Raw genomic sequence first — 16,878 nt, 5'->3', positions numbered from 1 at the left:
TGCCCACGGTGTACCCGTGATGCGCACCACCCCTTGACAGGGTGCGACAGGTTTCCGGGTGCTACGCGTCGCCGCCCGCGGCCCCCGGGTCGGCCGCCGCCACGTCGAGCAGCTGGTACCGGTCGATGGCCTGCTTGAGCACCGACCGGTCGACCTTGCCCGCGCGGGCCAGCTCGGTCAGCACCGCCACCACGATCGACTGCGCGTCGATGTGGAAGAACCGGCGGGCCGCGCCACGCGTGTCGGCGAAGCCGAAGCCGTCCGCGCCGAGCGACTGGTACGTCTGCGGCACCCAGCGCGCGATCTGGTCCGGAACCGATCGCATCCAGTCGGACACGGCCACGACCGGCCCCTGCGCGTCGGCCAGCTTCCGCGTCACATACGGCACCCGCTGCTCCTCCTCGGGGTGCAGCAGGTTGTGCCGCTCGCAGTCCACGGCCTCGCGCCGCAGCTCGTTCCAGGAGGTCGCCGACCAGACGTCGGCCTTGACGTTCCAGTCCGCGGCCAGGATCTGCTGCGCCTCGACCGCCCACGGCACCGCGACACCGGACGCCATGATCTGCGCCGGGATCGAGCCGCCCGTGCCCTCGCTGAAGCGGTGGACGCCCTTGAGGATGCCCTCGACGTCCACGTTCTCCGGCTCGGCCGGGTGCTGGATCGGCTCGTTGTAGACGGTCAGGTAGTAGAAGACGTCCTCGCCGTGCGGGTGCTCCTCGGAGCCGCCGTACATCCGGCGCAGGCCGTCCTGCACGATGTGGGCGATCTCGAAGCCGAACGCCGGGTCGTACGCCACACAGCCGGGGTTCGTGGACGCCAGCAGCTGGGAGTGGCCGTCGGCGTGCTGGAGGCCCTCACCGGTCAGGGTCGTACGGCCGGCGGTCGCGCCCAGGACGAAACCGCGCGCCAGCTGGTCGGCCATCTGCCAGAACTGGTCGCCGGTGCGCTGGAAACCGAACATCGAGTAGAAGACGTAGACCGGGATCAGCGGCTCGCCGTGGGTGGCGTAGGCCGAGCCGGCCGCGATCAGCGAGGCCGTGCAGCCCGCCTCCGAGATGCCGTCGTGCAGCATCTGGCCGTTCGGCGACTCCTTGTAGGCGAGCAGCAGATCACGGTCGACCGACTCGTACTGCTGGCCGAGCGGGTTGTAGATCTTCGCACTCGGGAAGAACGAGTCCATTCCGAACGTGCGGTACTCGTCCGGGGCGATCAGCACGAACCGCTTGCCGATCTCCTTGTCCCGCATGAGGTCCTTGAGGAGCCGGACAAAGGCCATCGTCGTCGCGATGGACTGCTGGCCCGAGCCCTTCTTCACGGTCGCGTACGTCTTGTCCTCGGGGAGAGGCAGAGGCTTGGACCGTACGACACGCGTCGGGACGTAACCGCCGAGTCCCTTGCGGCGGTCGTGCATGTACTGGATCTCCTCCGAGTCCCGGCCCGGGTGGTAGTAGGGCGGGACGCCGGACTCCAGCTCCCGGTCCGAGATCGGCAGGTGGAGGCGGTCGCGGAAGCGCTTGAGGTCGTCGACCGTGAGCTTCTTCATCTGGTGCGTGGCGTTGCGGCCCTCGAAGTTCGGGCCCAGCGTCCAGCCCTTGATCGTCTTGGCGAGGATCACCGTCGGCTGGCCCTTGTGCTCCGCCGCCGCCTTGTACGCCGCGAAGATCTTCTTGTGGTCGTGACCGCCGCGTCCCAGGTGCAGGACCTGGTCGTCGGTCATGCCCTCGACCATGGCGCGCAGCCGGTGGTCGTCGCCGAAGAAGTGGTCGCGGATGTACGCGCCGGTCTCCGTTGCGTACGTCTGGAACTGTCCGTCGGGCGTGGTGTTCATCCGGTTGACCAGCACGCCGTCGCGGTCCTGGGCGAGCAGCGGGTCCCAGCTGCGGTCCCACACCAGCTTGATCACGTTCCAGCCGGCGCCGCGGAAGATCGACTCCAGCTCCTGGATGATCTTGCCGTTGCCGCGCACCGGGCCGTCGAGGCGCTGCAGGTTGCAGTTGACGACGAACGTGAGGTTGTCCAGGCCCTCGCGGGCGGCGATGGACAGCTGGCCCAGCGACTCCGGCTCGTCCATCTCGCCGTCGCCGAGGAACGCCCACACCTGCGACTTCGAGGTGTCGGCGATCCCGCGCGCGTGCATGTAGCGGTTCATCCGCGCCTGGTAGATCGCGCCGATCGGGCCGAGGCCCATCGACACCGTCGGGAACTCCCAGAAGTCCGGCATCAGGCGCGGGTGCGGGTACGACGACAGGCCGTACGGCGCCTTGGACTTCTCCTGGCGGAAGCCGTCCAGGTGCTGCTCGCTGAGCCGGTCCAGCATGAAGGCGCGGGCGTAGATGCCCGGCGAGGCGTGGCCCTGGAAGAAGACCTGGTCGCCGCCGTCGCCCTCGTCCTTGCCGCGGAAGAAGTGGTTGAAGCCGACGTCGTAGAGGGAGGCGGAGGACGCGAACGTGGCGATGTGGCCGCCGACGCCGATGCCGGGGCGCTGGGCCCTGGACACCATCACGGCCGCGTTCCAGCGGGTCGCGTTGAGGATCTTCCGCTCGATCTCCTCGTTGCCCGGGAAGAACGGCTCGCTCTTGGTCGGGATGGTGTTCACGTAGTCCGTGCTGCGCATCTCCGGCACGGCCACGCGCTTCTCGCGGGCCCGCTCGATCAGCCGCAGCATCAGATAGCGGGCGCGTTCCCGGCCGCGCTCGTCCACAGCGGCGTCGAGGGAGTCGAGCCACTCCTGCGTCTCTTCGGGGTCGAAGTCAGGAACCTGACTCGGAAGGCCGCCAATGATGATCGGGTTGCGATCGGATGCGGAAGCCACGCTGTTCCTTACCTGTCGGAGGGCCGTGCCGGGGCCGCTGCTTCGCTGGGGTCGCTGGGCGATGTCGCTGGGCTGCGCCGCCACCCATGGTCTACCTCGGGGCCGTAAACGTCATCTCTACCGATCGGTAACCCGGGCGGGAGCTCGGCTCTGTGACGTATGGGGTGAATACATTCGAGTCTCGTACCCACAGACGATTCCCAAACGCCCAAACAGGGCAGAAAGGTGTGGTGTACGTCACCTCGGACCATGATGGTGTGCCTGGAGTTGCGGTGACACGGCCAGGATCGTCACCGTTTCGGCGGTCTGAACGGCCGGGTACTTGCGCGATCCGCCCCGCCCGTGTGGACTACGGCCAATGCTTCGCGCACGCGCGTGGCTGAGACATTCCCAAAACATGATCAGGAGGCAACCCGTGAGCGCGACCGCGGACCACGCGGAGGAGCGGACGAACCCTGCCGCCAGGCTGGGGTTCCAGCCCGGGCAGGTGGTCCAGGAGATCGGCTACGACGACGACGTGGACCAGGAACTCCGCGAGGCCATCGAAGGCATTGTGGAGAGCGACCTGGTGGACGAGGACTACGACGACGTGGCCGACGCCGTTGTGCTGTGGTTCCGTGACGACGACGGCGACCTGACGGACTCGCTGGTCGATGCCACCACGTACATCGAAGAGGGCGGCGCGATCCTGCTCCTCACGCCGAAGACCGGCCGTTCGGGCTATGTGGAGCCGAGCGACATCTCGGAGGCCGCCACTACGGCGGGTCTGACGGCGTCCAAGAGCGTCAGCGTCGGAAAGGACTGGAGCGGCAGCCGGCTGGCCACGCCGAAGGCCGCCAAGTCCAAGCGTTAGTCGTTCGGACGGGGCGGGTCGACGCTGTCGGCCCGCCCATCGGCCTGTCCCGGTGCCTGCGTAGGGTGGTTCCACCCGAGAAGCCGCACGAAGGGACACCCACCACGATGGCGATCCAGGTCGGCGAGAAGGCCCCCGACTTCGAGCTCAAGGACAACCACGGCGCGAGCGTGAAGCTGTCCGACTTCCGCGGCGAGAAGAACGTCGTGCTGCTCTTCTACCCCTTCGCCTTCACCGGCGTGTGCACCGGCGAGCTGTGCGAGCTGCGCGACAACCTGCCGCAGTTCTCCGACCGCGACACCCAGCTGCTCGCCGTCTCCAACGACTCCATCCACACGCTGCGTGTCTTCGCCGAGCAGGAGGGTCTGGAGTACCCGCTGCTGTCGGACTTCTGGCCGCACGGCAACGTCTCGCGGGCCTACGGCGTCTTCGACGAGGACAAGGGCTGCGCCGTGCGCGGCACCTTCGTCATCGACAAGGAGGGCGTCGTGCGGTGGACCGTCGTCAACGGCCTGCCGGACGCCCGCGACCTGAACGACTACGTGAAGGCGCTCGACACCCTGTGACGCCGGTCGGGCGTCATACGCCCGACACCCGCTGAATTCCCGGCTTCAGGGCCTGGGTGGGGCGGGAACCCGTCACTAGGATCGACTCGTTGATCCGACATCCGAGCACAACGGGGCATCCCGCCCCAGAACACCAACTGGAGGACTCGTGGGAGTCAGCCTCAGCAAGGGCGGCAACGTATCGCTGACCAAGGAGGCGCCGGGCCTGACCGCGGTCATCATCGGTCTGGGGTGGGACGTCCGCACCACGACCGGCACCGACTTCGACCTGGACGCCAGCGCGCTGCTGCTGAACAACTCCGGCAAGGTCGGCAACGACCAGCACTTCATCTTCTTCAACAACCTCAAGACGCCGGACGGCTCCGTGGAGCACACCGGCGACAACCTCACCGGTGAGGGCGAGGGCGACGACGAGCAGATCAAGGTCGACCTCGCCGGCGTCCCGGCCGACGTAGAGAAGATCGTCTTCCCGGTCTCGATCTACGACGCCGAGACCCGCCAGCAGTCCTTCGGCCAGGTGCGCAACGCGTTCATCCGCGTGGTGAACCAGGCCGGCGGCGCCGAGATCGCCCGGTACGACCTGAGCGAGGACGCCTCCACCGAGACCGCCATGGTCTTCGGTGAGCTCTACCGGCACGGCGCGGAGTGGAAGTTCCGCGCCATCGGCCAGGGCTACGCCTCGGGCCTGCGCGGCATCGCGCAGGACTTCGGCGTGAACGTCTGAGCCCACTTTCAAGGTCTGACCATCCGGCGCCGCACGGTTTACGTGCGGCGCCGGACGTGCAGGACCACCTCAGAAACACCACAGGGGAGGGAATCATGGGCGTCACGCTCGCCAAGGGAGGCAATGTCTCCCTGTCCAAAGCCGCACCGAACCTCACGCAGGTGATGATCGGGCTCGGCTGGGACGCGCGCTCCACCACCGGAGCCCCCTTCGACCTCGACGCCAGCGCCCTGATGTGCAGCGGCGGGCGTGTGCTCGGGGACGAGTGGTTCGTGTTCTACAACCAGCTCAAGAGCCCGGACGGCTCGGTGGAGCACACCGGTGACAACCTCACCGGTGAGGGCGACGGCGACGACGAGTCGCTCCTGATCGACCTCTCCAAGGTGCCGCCGCAGTGCGACAAGATCGTGTTCCCGGTCTCCATCCACATGGCCGACGAGCGCGGCCAGACCTTCGGCCAGGTCAGCAACGCCTTCATCCGCGTCGTGAACCAGGCGGACGGCCAGGAACTCGCCCGCTACGACCTGAGCGAGGACGCCTCCACGGAGACCGCGATGATCTTCGGTGAGGTATATCGCTACCAGGGCGAATGGAAGTTCAGGGCGGTGGGACAGGGGTACGCGTCGGGGCTGCGGGGCATCGCGCTGGACTTCGGGGTCAACGTCTCATAACGCGATATGAGCAAAATCCGGGGCCCGGTGGGGTATGGAGGGGGCCGGACTAGACTTCGGCTTCAAAAGTTCGTAAAGCCGGGTACGGCGCGGGGGAGCCCCGTACACACACGATTGGGTAGCCAGTGGTTCTGAAAACCTTCGGGTGGTCGTTCGCGGTCACCGCGCTCGGCCTGGTCGCAGCGGTTCTCTACGGAGGGTGGACCGCGTTCGGTGTCGTAGCGATCCTGTCCGTCCTCGAGATCTCGCTGTCCTTCGACAACGCGGTGGTCAACGCCGGGATCCTGAAGAAGATGAATGCCTTCTGGCAGAAGATCTTCCTCACGGTCGGCATCCTGATCGCCGTCTTCGGTATGCGGCTGGTCTTCCCTGTCGTGATCGTCGCGATCAGCGCCCAGCTGGGCCCGATCGAGGCCGTGGACCTCGCGCTCACGGACAAGGACAAGTACCAGCAGCTGGTGACCGACGCCCACCCGTCGATCGCCGCCTTCGGTGGCATGTTCCTGCTGATGATCTTCCTCGACTTCGTCTTCGAGGACCGTGACATCAAGTGGCTCGGCTGGCTGGAGCGCCCGCTGGCCAAGCTCGGCAAGGTCGACATGCTGTCGGTCTGCATCGCCCTGATCGTCCTGCTGATCTCCTCGATCACCTTCGGCGCCCACGCCCACCAGCACGGCGGCACACACGCCGACAAGGCGGAGACCGTCCTGCTCTCCGGTATCGCGGGCCTGATCACCTACATGATCGTCGGCGGCCTCTCCGGCTACTTCGAGGACAAGCTCGAAGAGGAGGAGGAACGCGAGCACGAGGCCGAGGAGAAGGCCGTCCGCGAGGGCAAGCCCAAATCGGCCGTCAAGCTGGCCGGCAAGGCCGCGTTCTTCATGTTCCTCTACCTCGAGGTCCTGGACGCCTCCTTCTCCTTCGACGGCGTGATCGGCGCCTTCGCCATCACCAACGACATCGTCCTGATGGCCCTCGGCCTCGGCATCGGCGCCATGTACGTCCGGTCGCTCACGGTCTACCTGGTCCGCCAGGGCACCCTCGACGACTACGTCTACCTGGAGCACGGCGCGCACTACGCCATCGGCGCGCTCGCCGCGATCCTGCTCGTCACCATCCAGTACGAGATCAACGAGATCGTCACCGGTCTCATCGGTGTCGTCCTGATCGGCGCCTCCTTCTGGTCCTCCGTGCGCCGCAACCGCGCCATCGCGGCGGCCGAGGGGAAGGCCGGCTCGGACGAGAAGACTGAGGTCTCGTCCGGGGTGTGACACCCCTCCGGGTGAGGAACGCTCTGTGCGGGGCGGCTGCCGAGGCGAGTCCTCGGAGCCGCCCCGTCGGTCGTCAAGGCCGTGGGCAATGCGATGACCTGCGGTCTCCAAGTGAACGTGGGGGGCGGAATGGGCCTGTTCGACGGACTAGGGCGCGGGCGCGATGTGCAGTTCGACTCGGGCCACGCGGCAACGAACGCGATCGAACTGACCAAGCGGCGCGCACAGATATCACTCACCAAGCAGGACGCGGCCAACGGCCATCTGCGCGTCAACCTGAGCTGGCGGATGCGCACGTCCGACATCGGCGGCCCCCAGCGCGAGAGCCTGCTGCGGCACCCCTTCCGGGCCCTCAAACCACCCGAGGTCGTCGGCCACAGCCAGAGCATGGTCAACGTCGACCTCGACCTGGGCTGCCTCTACGAGCTGCAGGACGGCACCAAGGGCGTCGTCCAGCCCCTCGGCGGCTACTTCGGCGACGTCAACGCCCCGCCGTACGTCAAGCTCAGCGGCGACGACCGCTTCGGCTCCGGGTCCGGCGAGACGATGTACATCAACCTCGACCACCGCGACAACATCAAGCGGCTCCTGGTCTTCGTCTACATCTACGACCAGACACCGGCCTTCGACCGCACCCACGCCAGCGTCACCCTCTACCCGAGCAGCGGCCCGCGCATCGAGATCCACCTCGACGAACGCCAGCCGCAGGCGCGCTCCTGCGCCGTCGTCATGATCGAAAAGATCAAGAACGACGAGATCATCGTGCGCCGCGAAGCGAAGTTCGTCTACGGGTTCCAGGCCGAGCTGGACCGGCTGTACGGGTGGGGCCTGCAGTGGGGCCGGGGCTACAAGACGAAGGTCGAGCGCTGAGGGCCCCGGCGGGTGCGGGCGCGGTACTCGGCCCGGGCCCGCTCAGCGTCCGATGAACTGCGGGCCCTGCGGAGGCAGGCGGAAGTCCGGGTCGGGGGCCGCGGTGACCGGCGGCGGGTAGCCGTAGCCGGTCTGCGCCCCCGCGACGCCCGCCGCGGCCGGGGCCTGGGGATAGCCGTACGCGGGCTGGCCCGCGGGCTGCGGATAGCCGTACGCCGGCTGGGTCGTCGCGGGCTGCTGGGGCGGATACCCGTACGCGGGCTGCGCGGGGACGACGGTCGGCTGCTCCGGAGGCAGCGGCCGCGACACCTCGGGGGCGGGCTGCTGTGTGGTCGCGGCCGTGGTGGGCAGGCCCGTCGTCTCCTGCGCGGCCTCCGACTCGTCCACCGAGATGCCGTAGTCGGTCGCGAGCCCCTGCAGCCCGTTCGAATAGCCCTCGCCCAGGGCGCGGAACTTCCAGCCCTCGCCGCGCCGGTACAGCTCGCCGCAGATCAGGGCGGTCTCCTCGCCCGTCTCCGGCTTGACGTCGAAGTACGCCAGAGCTTCCGCCTCGGTGCCCGCCGCGTCGTACAGCAGGATGCGCAGCGCCTGTACGCGGTCGAACGGGACGCCGTCCGCCGATGCGACCAGCAGAATCCGGCTGACTCCCGACTCGACACCGGTGAGTTCTGTCTGGATCGTGTCGGTCAGGCCCTCGGCGACCCGCTTCTTGCCGAGCCGCCACACCTTCCCCGAGGGGTGCCGGGGCTGGTTGTAGAAGACGAAGTCCTCGTCGGAGCGCACACGACCGTCGGGGCCGAGGAGCAGCGCGGAGGCATCGACGTCCGGAACCCCCTGTCCGGGTGTCCAGCGCAGCACGGCGCGCACCGTGGTGGCTTCCAGCGGGACGTTCGACCCCTTCAGCATCGCGTGCGTCATGCGGTCATCCTGCCTTCTCGGTCCTGCTCACGACAACGCGGGGGCCGGGCGCCACGAGCGGCGCCGACGGCCGTCGCGGACTACCGTCGTCATGGCCGGGCCTGGCTGTGCTTGCCCGCGTTACCTGAAATTCATGCCTGATGGGAACCTTTGACATGGACTTCTACGTACTATTACCGGCCACCTTTCGACGATTCGCAGGCCGCACGACCACCACGGGGGAGTTCCATGCGTCATTTCGGGCACATCGCCCCTGAGACGCGGAAGCGTCTCTTCCACCGCGAGCCGTGCGTGTTCACACCGGGCTCCCCGGCCCGGCTGCTCGCGGCGGCCCTGGGCGCCACGCTCTACAGTCCGGCCACCCGGCCCCGCCTCGCCGACGACGTCCTCAAGCAGGCCGGGCGCGGTGTCGTCTCGATGGTGCTGTGCCTCGAGGACTCGATCGACGACGCGGACGTCGGTCCGGGCGAGGAGAACCTCGTCCGCCAGTTCAGGACCCTCGCCGACCTGCCGGACGCGGACCTGCCCCTGCTGTTCATCCGGATCCGGGTCCCGGAGCAGATCCCCGACCTCGTGCGACGGCTCGGCCCGTCCGCCCGGCTGCTGTCCGGATTCGTACTGCCCAAGTTCACCGAGGAGCGGGGCATCCCCTTCCTCGAGGCGCTGGCGACCGCCGAGGCCGAAAGCGGCCGTCGCCTTTTCGCCATGCCGGTGCTGGAGTCGCCGGAGCTGCTCTACCGCGAGTCCCGCGTGGAGACCCTGGAGGGCATCTCCCGGGCCGTCGACAAGTACCGCGACCGCGTGCTCGCCCTGCGCCTCGGCGTGACGGACTTCTGCTCCTCCTACGGGCTGCGCCGAGGCCCCGACATGACGGCGTACGACGTGCAGATCGTCGCCTCCGTGATCGCCGACGTGGTGAACATGCTGGGCCGCGCCGACGGCACCGGCTTCACCGTGACCGGGCCGGTGTGGGAGTACTTCCGCGTCCAGGAGCGCATGTTCAAGCCGCAGCTGCGGCAGAGCCCCTTCCTTGAGGTGCAGGCCGCGGAACTGCGCGAGAAGCTGATTGAGCACGCGATGGACGGCCTGCTGAGGGAGATCTCCCTGGACCACGCCAACGGCCTGCTGGGCAAGACCTGCATCCACCCCTCCCACGTGCTTCCGGTGCACGCCCTGTCGGTCGTCAGCCACGAGGAGTTCTCGGACGCCCAGGACATCCTGCGCCCCGAGCGCGGCGGCGGGGGTGTGCTTCGATCGGCGTACACGAACAAGATGAACGAGGTGAAGCCGCATCGGGCCTGGGCCGAGCGGACCCTGCTGCGTGCCGAGGTTTTCGGCGTGGCGAACGAGGACATCGGCTTCGTGGAACTGCTCGCCGCCGGCCTGCCCGGCTGAACGCACGGCATCCGAAGAATTCCAACGGTTGGTGGAGAAAGCAGTGAACGAGGGGGTGCACGGCGAGGTGCGCGACGAAGCCGGCGGTGTCTGGTCCGGCAGCTGGGTCGCGGAGCGGCTCGGCGTCGAGCTCGTCGGCGAGGACCGGCTGACCGACCTGCTGGGGCTGGCGCTGCGGCGCAACCCCAAGCGGGCCCATCTGCTGGTGTCGAACGTGCTGGGCAAGCATGTGCCGCAGTCGCCGTCCGTCGTCTACGGCCATGGCGTCGAGCTCGGCCGCCGGGTGCGGGAGCTGCTGGGCGAGGAGGAGGCGGGCCGGGCCGTCGTCCTCGGCTACGCGGAGACCGCGACCGGCCTCGGCCACTCCGTCGCCGACGGGCTGGGCCTCGCGCCCTACCTGCACTCCACGCGCCGCCCCGTCGCCGGTCTCGCGGCGGCCGGCGGCTTCGAGGAGGCCCACTCGCACGCGACCTCGCATCTGCTCCTGCCGGAGGATCCCGCGCTGCTGACCGGGGACGGGCCGCTGGTCCTGGTCGACGACGAGTTCTCCACGGGGAACACGGTGTTGAACACCGTGCGGGATCTGCATGGGCGGTATCCGCGGCGGAGGTATGTCGTGGTGGCGCTGGTGGACATGCGGTCGGCGGAGGATGCGGGGCGGCTGGAGGGGTTCGCGCGGGAGATCGGGGCGCGGGTGGATCTCGTGGCTGCGGCTTCTGGGACCGTGCGGCTGCCTGAGGGGGTGTTGGAGAGGGGGCAGGAGCTGGTGGCGCGGTACGAGTCGGAGGGGTCGTCGGCGGGTGCGGCGCCGTCGTGGCCGGTCGCGCAGTTCCCCGCGCCCCTTGAGGGCATGCCCCCAGGGGCGCGGGGAACTGCGCGAACAACCCCCACCGGCCCGCACCCGGAAGACGAGCGCACCGACCCCCACGTCACCCGGATAGACCTGCACTGGCCCGCCGGCCTGCCCGACGGCGGCCGACACGGCTTCACCCCCGCGCAGCGAGAGCGCCTCGAGGACGCCCTGCCCGCCATGGCCGCCCGGCTCGCAGAGGCGCTGCCCCAGAACGCCCGCCGCGTGCACATCCTCGGCTTCGAAGAGCTGATGTACGCCCCCCTCAGGCTCGCCCACGAGCTGGAGCGGACCGCCGGGGTCGAGGTCCGTTACTCGACCACCACCCGCTCACCCGTCCTGGCCGTCGACGACCCCGGCTACGCGATACGCACCCGCCTCGCCTTCCCCGCCCACGACGACCCCGCCGACGGCCCGGGCGAGCGGTACGCCTACAACGTCGCCGGCGCCGGATTCGACGCCGTCGTCGCGGTGGTCGACTCGGCCGGGGACACCCCCGCACTGCACGCGCCCGACGGTCTGCTGGCCCGGCTCGCCGCGCACACGCCGCGGGTCCTGCTCGCCGTCATACCGTCGTACGCCCCCGAAAGGCCCTCCATGCTGCCCGAGCCCCTGCGCGGCCCCGCCTTCTCCTCGTACGCGCCCGAGGAGGTCGGCTGGCTGCTCCGGGACCTCTCGGACGTGACACTGGAGGCGCCGACCGAGGAGCGCGAGGAGGCCATCCAGAGCGGCGGCGCGCACTACGCGGAGTCGCTGCCCGTGGAGTACCAGCCGAGCGAGCGGTACCAGGAGCTGTTCCACGCCGCGCTGGACGACTCGGCGGCCCGTATCGCCCAGGCCGTCGGCGTGGTCACGGAGACGGTCCTCGCCGAGCGCGGGCCGCGCCCCGTCCTGGTCTCCCTGGCCCGCGCGGGAACACCCGTCGGCATCCTCATGCGCCGCTGGGCCCAGCACCGGCACGGCCTCGACCTGCCCCACTACGCCGTGTCGATCGTCCGCGGCCGGGGCATCGACGCCAACGCGCTGCGCTGGCTCGCCGCGCACCACGACCCGCGGGACGTCGTCTTCGTCGACGGCTGGACCGGCAAGGGCGCCATCACCCGCGAACTCGCCCAGGCCCTGGAGGAGTTCGAGAAGTCCGACGGCATCACCGGCTTCAGCCCCGAGATCGCGGTGCTGGCCGACCCGGGCTCCTGCGTACGGACCTACGGCACCCGCGAGGACTTCCTCATCCCCTCCGCCTGTCTCAACTCCACCGTGTCCGGCCTGATCTCGCGGACCGTGCTGCGGGCCGACCTGGTCGGTCCGCACGACTTCCACGGCGCGAAGTTCTACCGCGAACTCGCCGGCACCGACGTCTCGGTGACCTTCCTGGACGCCGTGTCCGCCCGCTTCCCCGAGGTCGAGGACGCCGCCTGCGCCCAGGCCAAGGACATGCTCGCCGCCGACCGCTCGCCCACCTGGGAGGGCTGGGCCGCCGTCGAGCGCATCTGTGAGGAGTACGGCATCCACGACGTGAACCTCGTCAAGCCCGGCGTCGGCGAGACCACCCGGGTGCTGCTGCGCCGCGTGCCCTGGAAGATCCTGGCCCGTGCCGGAGCGGGCAGCGACCTCGACCATGTACGCCTGCTGGCCGAGCAACGCGGCGTGCCGGTCGAGGAGGCCGCCGAACTGCCCTACACCTGCGTCGGGTTGATCCACCCCAAGTACACCCGGGGCGCGACCGGCGCCGACGGCAAGGCGGTGTCGGTCTGATGCCCGTACTCGTCGCGAGCGATCTCGATCGCACCCTGATCTACTCCGCCGCCGCCCTGGCGCTCACCATGCCGGACGCCCGGGCGCCCCGGCTGCTGTGCGTGGAGGTGCACGAGAGCAAGCCGCTGTCGTACATGACGGAGACGGCGGCCCAGCTCCTCACCGACCTGGGCGACGCGGCCGTGTTCGTGCCGACGACGACCCGGACGCGCAAGCAGTACCAGCGCATCAACCTGCCGGGCCCCGCACCCACGTACGCGATCTGCGCGAACGGCGGCCACCTCCTGGTGGACGGCGTCTCCGACCCCGACTGGCACGCCCGGGTGACCGCACGGCTGGCCGACCAGTGCGCGCCCCTCGCCGAGGTGCAGGAACACCTGCTGAGGGCCGCCGACCCGGTCTGGGTGCGCAAGCACCGCGTCGCCGACGACCTGTTCGCCTACCTCGTCGTCGAGCGGGACCTGCTCGACGAGGACTGGGTGAAGGAACTCGCGGTGTGGGCCGAGAACCGCGGCTGGACCGTGTCGCTGCAGGGCCGCAAGATCTACGCGGTGCCCAAGCCGCTCACCAAGAGCGCGGCGCTGCGTGAGGTCGCCCGGCGGACCGGTGCCGATCTCACCCTCGCCGCGGGTGACTCCCTGCTCGACGCCGACCTGCTCCTCGCGGCGGACCAGGGCTGGCGGCCCGGCCACGGGGAGTTGGCCGACACCGGCTTCACGGCGCCCTCGATCAGGGTGCTGCCCGACCGGGGCGTCCTTGCCGGGGAGCGGATCCTGCGGGAGTTTCTGGAGGTAGTACGGGGCGCCTGAGGACTCGGGTGTCCTGGTCGTCGTGCGGGTGCGGCTTCGTCGTGGCCGATCGCGCGGTTCCCCGCGCCCCTTGGGGGCGTGTTCCCTTGGGGCGTCGTAGGAGTCGTGCTCCGGCGAAGACCAGCACCGCCAGCGCCGCCACGGCGAGGACCACCTTCGAGTAGGTGGAGACGATGTCCGTGACCTGGTGCCAGTTCGCGCCGAGCAGGTAGCCCGCGAGTACGAACACCGTGTTCCAGATCGCGCTGCCCAGGGTGGTCAGCCCCAGGAACACCGGCAGCCGCATGCGCTCGACACCCGCGGGTACGGAGATCAGGCTGCGGAAGATCGGGATCATCCGGCCGAAGAACACCGCCTTCGTGCCGTGCCGCAGGAACCACGCCTCGGTCCGCTCGATGTCCGAGATCTTCACCAGCGGCAGCCGGCCCGCTATCGCCACCGTCCGGTCACGGCCGAGCAGCGCACCGATCCCGTACAGCGCGAGCGCGCCGATCACCGAGCCGGCCGTCGTCCACAGCAGGACGGCGAGCAGACTCATCCGCCCGCTGCTCGCGGCGAACCCGGCGAGAGGCAGGATCACCTCGCTGGGCAGCGGGGGGAACAGGTTCTCCAGGGCGATGGCGAGACCCGCACCCGGTGCGCCCAGCGCGTCCATGAGGTCGTTGACCCACTGTGGTCCGGCGTCCGCCGCGATGGCTGTCATGCCGGCCACGCTAGAGAAACGAAGCTGAAGGGCTCCTGAGGAAAGGGGTCAGCCGCAGCAGCCGCCCCCGCAGCAACCGCCGCCACCGCCCGCGCGGGGCGCCGGTGCCGGGGCGGAGGCCGAGCCGGCCACCGCGACCGTGGAGAGGAGCTTCACCGTGTCGCCGTGACCCGACGGGCACGCCGCGGGAGCGGAGGACTCCGCCATGGGACGGCTCAGTTCGAAGGTGTCGCCGCAGGTCCGGCAGCGGTACTCGTAGCGAGGCATGGGGACAGATTAATCCCAGGCAACGGAAATACCGCCCGTTGGGATTCTTTGAGATCGTTCTTGCCCGAACCGGTGTGGAGAACTTGTAAAGGCCGCTGGTAACTTTCGATCGTCGCGAGGAGCCGTGAGGCCGGGGGAATGCGGGGCGCGCTGCCGTTGACCGCGGCAGTCATGCCCTTCCGCGCGAGCACCACAATGAGCGGGGAGGGGAGACGCAGCCGTGACCAAGGCTGGGTGGGAGCCGGACGAGACCATGCAGTTGAAGGCTCCCGCTTCTTTATATGTGGAATATGCGGAAAATGCGGAGTGTGCGGATGAGGCCGTGCCATCGCCTACGCCCTCGGGCGGGAGCGGACCGGGCACATCGCGCCGTCGGCGCAGGGCCCCCCGGCCTTCCCCTCTGGCCCGTCTACGGGCCGCCGCAGGCCCCCGGCTGATCCCGTTCGTCGCCCGCGTCGCGCCCCGGTACCCGCACACCGGCCGCACCGGCTGGCGTCGCTGGGCGCCCTCCCGGCGTCAGTGGCTCGGCGTCGCGCTGACGTTCACCGGCCTGACCGTCGGTTTCCTGGGTGTCGCCTACGCCGCCACCGACATCCCGGAGAACCTCAACTCGTACGCCACCCAGCAGGACAACGTCTACTTCTGGTCCGACGGGACGCCCATGGCACGCACCGGCTGGGTGCGGCGGCAGGCGATGCCACTGAAGGACATCCCCGAGGACGTCCGCGACGCGGTGCTGGCGGCGGAGAACGCGAGCTTCTACAGCGACCCCGGCATCTCCTTCAGCGGCCTCACCCGCGCCCTGTGGCGCACCGTCGGCCAGGGAGACACCCAGGGCGGCTCCACCATCACCCAGCAGTACGTCAAGAACGTCTACCTCAACCAGGACCGCTCGGTCGGCCGCAAGTTCACCGAGGCCATGCTCGCCCTCAAGCTCGACAACGGGATGAGCAAGGACGACATCCTCGAGGGCTACCTCAACACGAGCTGGTTCGGCCGCGGCACCTACGGCATCCAGCGGGCCTCCCAGGCCTACTACGGCAAGGACGTCGGCGAACTCGACGCCGGCGAGGCCGCCTTCCTGGCCTCCCTCCTCAAGGGTGCGGCGCTCTACGACCCGGCCCTGAGCAAGGCCAACCACGCCCGGGCGGTGGAGCGTTGGTCATGGATCCTCGACCGCATGGTCGAGAACGGCACGCTGTCGAAGTCCGAGCGGGCCCGGTACAGGAAGTTCCCCGAGCCGCTGAAGCGGGCGCCGGGGTACGACACCGGCAAGCAGAGCGACTACCTCGTGGAGCTGGCCGCCCAGTACGCGAAGAAGGCCGCGCACATCTCGGCCAGGGAGTTCGACCTCGGCGGCTACCAGATCTACACGACCTTCGACCACAAGCAGGAGACCGCGCTGACCGACGCCGTGACCCAGGCCCGCGAGCGGGCGCGGAAGGCCGACGCGGCCAAGGCGAAGTCCCTGCACTTCGGCGCCGCCTCGGTGGCCACCGACGGGCGGATCCTCGCCGTCCACGGCGGTCCCGACCACCGGACGCAGGGTTACAACGAGTCGAACGCGACCACCGTGCCCGCCGGTTCGGCCTTCCTGCCGTTCGTCTACGCCGCCGCCCTGGAGAAGGGCGTGCACAGGACCCGTGACGGCGCCGCGACCGAGGTCACCCCGCGGACGCTGTACGACGGGGACGACGGCATCCCCGTCAGGACACCCGAGGGGCCCTACTGGGACCGCGGCGGCAAGCAGGTCACCGCCCACAACGACGGCAGGAGGTCCTACGGGCGGATCAGCCTGAGCCGGGCGCTCGCCCTGTCGGTGAACACGCCGTTCATGCAGCTCGGCATGGACACCGGCCTGGACGAGGTGCGGGACACCGCTCAGGCGGCGGGCCTGCTCTCCTCCAGCTTCGGCCCGCAGGTGCCCGCGATGTCCCTGGGCAGCGCCACGCCCAGCGCGATCCGTATGGCGAGCGGATACGCCACGTTCGCCGCCGCCGGCACGCATGTCGAGCCGTACTCGGTGGCCCGGATCACCCGCAACGGCTCCGAGGTCACACTGACGAAGCCCGCGTCCCGCCGTGCGGTGAAGGCGAGCGTGGCCGAGGCCGTCCAGTCCGCCCTCACGGACGCCTTCCGCACCGCCCATCCCGGGGCGGACCCGGCCATCGAGGTGGCCGGGAAGGCCGGCACCGCGCAGAACGACACCGCGTCCTGGTACGTCGGCACGGCCCACTCCGTGTCGACGGCCGTCGTGGCCTACCGCATCGACCTCGGCAAGAGCCTCGAACCACTGCCGTTGAGCGGGATCGCGGGCACCTCCGGCGACAGCGTCCCGTACACCGTCTGGTCCGGTGCCCGGGGCCTCGGCTGACCCCCGAGCCCGGTACCGCACCCATACCCCCCACCCCCCTCGC

The 16,878-nt window shown here is 69.6% G+C and carries 14 protein-coding genes; 10 read left to right on the top strand and 4 right to left on the bottom strand.

Translation table 11 applies throughout. The annotated features are described in order from the left end of the window. Positions 1-61: 61 nt before the first annotated feature. Entirely contained in the window at positions 62-2,809 is a 2,748-nt protein-coding gene (aceE, locus tag OHU35_RS13085) for a pyruvate dehydrogenase (acetyl-transferring), homodimeric type (protein WP_189724923.1), read from the bottom strand. A gap of 415 nt (positions 2,810-3,224) precedes the next feature. On the opposite strand from aceE, the gene OHU35_RS13080 reads away from it, so the two are divergent. The 6 genes from OHU35_RS13080 to OHU35_RS13055 all read left to right on the top strand — a co-directional run bounded on the left by OHU35_RS13080 (position 3,225) and on the right by OHU35_RS13055 (position 7,764). Then, the gene (locus tag OHU35_RS13080) at positions 3,225-3,662 is read left to right on the top strand and encodes a DUF3052 domain-containing protein (protein WP_039932421.1); all 438 of its coding nucleotides are present in this window, start codon (positions 3,225-3,227) and stop codon (positions 3,660-3,662) included. Between the two features lie 107 nt (positions 3,663-3,769). Next, positions 3,770-4,228, top strand: a complete 459-nt coding sequence (locus tag OHU35_RS13075; RefSeq protein ID WP_189724922.1) for a peroxiredoxin — start codon at positions 3,770-3,772, stop codon at positions 4,226-4,228. A gap of 148 nt (positions 4,229-4,376) precedes the next feature. Next, positions 4,377-4,952, top strand: coding sequence for a TerD family protein (locus OHU35_RS13070; RefSeq protein WP_189724921.1), 576 nt, complete (start codon positions 4,377-4,379; stop codon positions 4,950-4,952). Between the two features lie 95 nt (positions 4,953-5,047). Further along, positions 5,048-5,623, top strand: coding sequence for a TerD family protein (locus tag OHU35_RS13065; protein ID WP_094058093.1), 576 nt, complete (start codon positions 5,048-5,050; stop codon positions 5,621-5,623). Positions 5,624-5,748: 125 nt separating this feature from the next. Beyond that, complete coding sequence (locus tag OHU35_RS13060; protein ID WP_189724920.1) at positions 5,749-6,894, top strand: DUF475 domain-containing protein; 1,146 nt, start codon at positions 5,749-5,751, stop codon at positions 6,892-6,894. Between the two features lie 129 nt (positions 6,895-7,023). Further along, positions 7,024-7,764 (top strand): Tellurium resistance, encoded by a 741-nt coding sequence (locus OHU35_RS13055; RefSeq protein WP_359896304.1) that lies wholly within the window; start codon positions 7,024-7,026, stop codon positions 7,762-7,764. 42 nt (positions 7,765-7,806) lie between these two features. On the opposite strand, the gene OHU35_RS13050 is transcribed toward OHU35_RS13055, so the two are convergent. Next, positions 7,807-8,682, bottom strand: a complete 876-nt coding sequence (locus tag OHU35_RS13050) for a TerD family protein (protein WP_189724918.1) — start codon at positions 8,680-8,682, stop codon at positions 7,807-7,809. Between the two features lie 228 nt (positions 8,683-8,910). Between OHU35_RS13050 and OHU35_RS13045 the strand changes: the two genes are divergently transcribed. Genes OHU35_RS13045 through OHU35_RS13035 form a run of 3 tightly spaced genes read left to right on the top strand, consistent with a single transcriptional unit; the run spans position 8,911 to position 13,491 of the window. Then, on the top strand, positions 8,911-10,077 hold the full coding sequence (locus tag OHU35_RS13045) for an HpcH/HpaI aldolase/citrate lyase family protein (protein WP_405505344.1): 1,167 nt from the start codon (positions 8,911-8,913) through the stop codon (positions 10,075-10,077). A gap of 31 nt (positions 10,078-10,108) precedes the next feature. Then, the gene (locus OHU35_RS13040) at positions 10,109-12,682 is read left to right on the top strand and encodes a phosphoribosyltransferase (RefSeq protein ID WP_405505343.1); all 2,574 of its coding nucleotides are present in this window, start codon (positions 10,109-10,111) and stop codon (positions 12,680-12,682) included. Further along, positions 12,682-13,491: an HAD family hydrolase gene (locus OHU35_RS13035; protein ID WP_189724915.1), complete on the top strand. Its 810-nt coding sequence runs from the start codon at positions 12,682-12,684 to the stop codon at positions 13,489-13,491. Before OHU35_RS13040 ends, OHU35_RS13035 begins: the two co-directional genes overlap by 1 nt. Here OHU35_RS13035 and OHU35_RS13030 read toward each other — a convergent pair. Together OHU35_RS13030 and OHU35_RS13025 are read right to left on the bottom strand one after the other, a co-directional pair. Continuing rightward, positions 13,412-14,194: a DedA family protein gene (locus OHU35_RS13030; protein WP_189724914.1), complete on the bottom strand. Its 783-nt coding sequence runs from the start codon at positions 14,192-14,194 to the stop codon at positions 13,412-13,414. The genes OHU35_RS13035 and OHU35_RS13030 overlap by 80 nt on opposite strands. 48 nt (positions 14,195-14,242) lie before the next feature. Then, positions 14,243-14,461 carry a zinc ribbon domain-containing protein gene (locus OHU35_RS13025; RefSeq protein WP_189724913.1) on the bottom strand — a complete coding sequence of 73 codons (219 nt, stop codon included), beginning with the start codon at positions 14,459-14,461 and terminating at the stop codon, positions 14,243-14,245. A 253-nt stretch (positions 14,462-14,714) separates the two neighbouring features. Between OHU35_RS13025 and OHU35_RS13020 the strand changes: the two genes are divergently transcribed. Next, on the top strand, positions 14,715-16,835 hold the full coding sequence (locus OHU35_RS13020) for a transglycosylase domain-containing protein (protein WP_405509217.1): 2,121 nt from the start codon (positions 14,715-14,717) through the stop codon (positions 16,833-16,835). The last annotated feature ends 43 nt before the right edge of the window (positions 16,836-16,878 follow it).

The sequence above is a fragment of the Streptomyces purpurascens genome (genome assembly GCF_045040895.1).
In the GTDB taxonomy this organism is placed as follows: Bacteria; Actinomycetota; Actinomycetes; order Streptomycetales; family Streptomycetaceae; genus Streptomyces; species Streptomyces purpurascens.
The sequence above is the reverse complement of the archived record's forward strand: the minus strand, read 5'-3'. Positions and strand labels throughout refer to the sequence as shown.

Coding starts and splice junctions, on each gene's coding strand:
- OHU35_RS13020 (WP_405509217.1), top strand. CDS start 14,715: ATGCAGTTGAAGGCTCCCGCTTCTTTATATGTGGAATATGCGGAAAAT.
- OHU35_RS13055 (WP_359896304.1), top strand. CDS start 7,024: ATGGGCCTGTTCGACGGACTAGGGCGCGGGCGCGATGTGCAGTTCGAC.
- OHU35_RS13025 (WP_189724913.1), bottom strand. CDS start 14,461: ATGCCTCGCTACGAGTACCGCTGCCGGACCTGCGGCGACACCTTCGAA.
- OHU35_RS13065 (WP_094058093.1), top strand. CDS start 5,048: ATGGGCGTCACGCTCGCCAAGGGAGGCAATGTCTCCCTGTCCAAAGCC.
- OHU35_RS13030 (WP_189724914.1), bottom strand. CDS start 14,194: ATGACAGCCATCGCGGCGGACGCCGGACCACAGTGGGTCAACGACCTC.
- OHU35_RS13075 (WP_189724922.1), top strand. CDS start 3,770: ATGGCGATCCAGGTCGGCGAGAAGGCCCCCGACTTCGAGCTCAAGGAC.
- OHU35_RS13035 (WP_189724915.1), top strand. CDS start 12,682: ATGCCCGTACTCGTCGCGAGCGATCTCGATCGCACCCTGATCTACTCC.
- OHU35_RS13050 (WP_189724918.1), bottom strand. CDS start 8,682: ATGACGCACGCGATGCTGAAGGGGTCGAACGTCCCGCTGGAAGCCACC.
- OHU35_RS13045 (WP_405505344.1), top strand. CDS start 8,911: ATGCGTCATTTCGGGCACATCGCCCCTGAGACGCGGAAGCGTCTCTTC.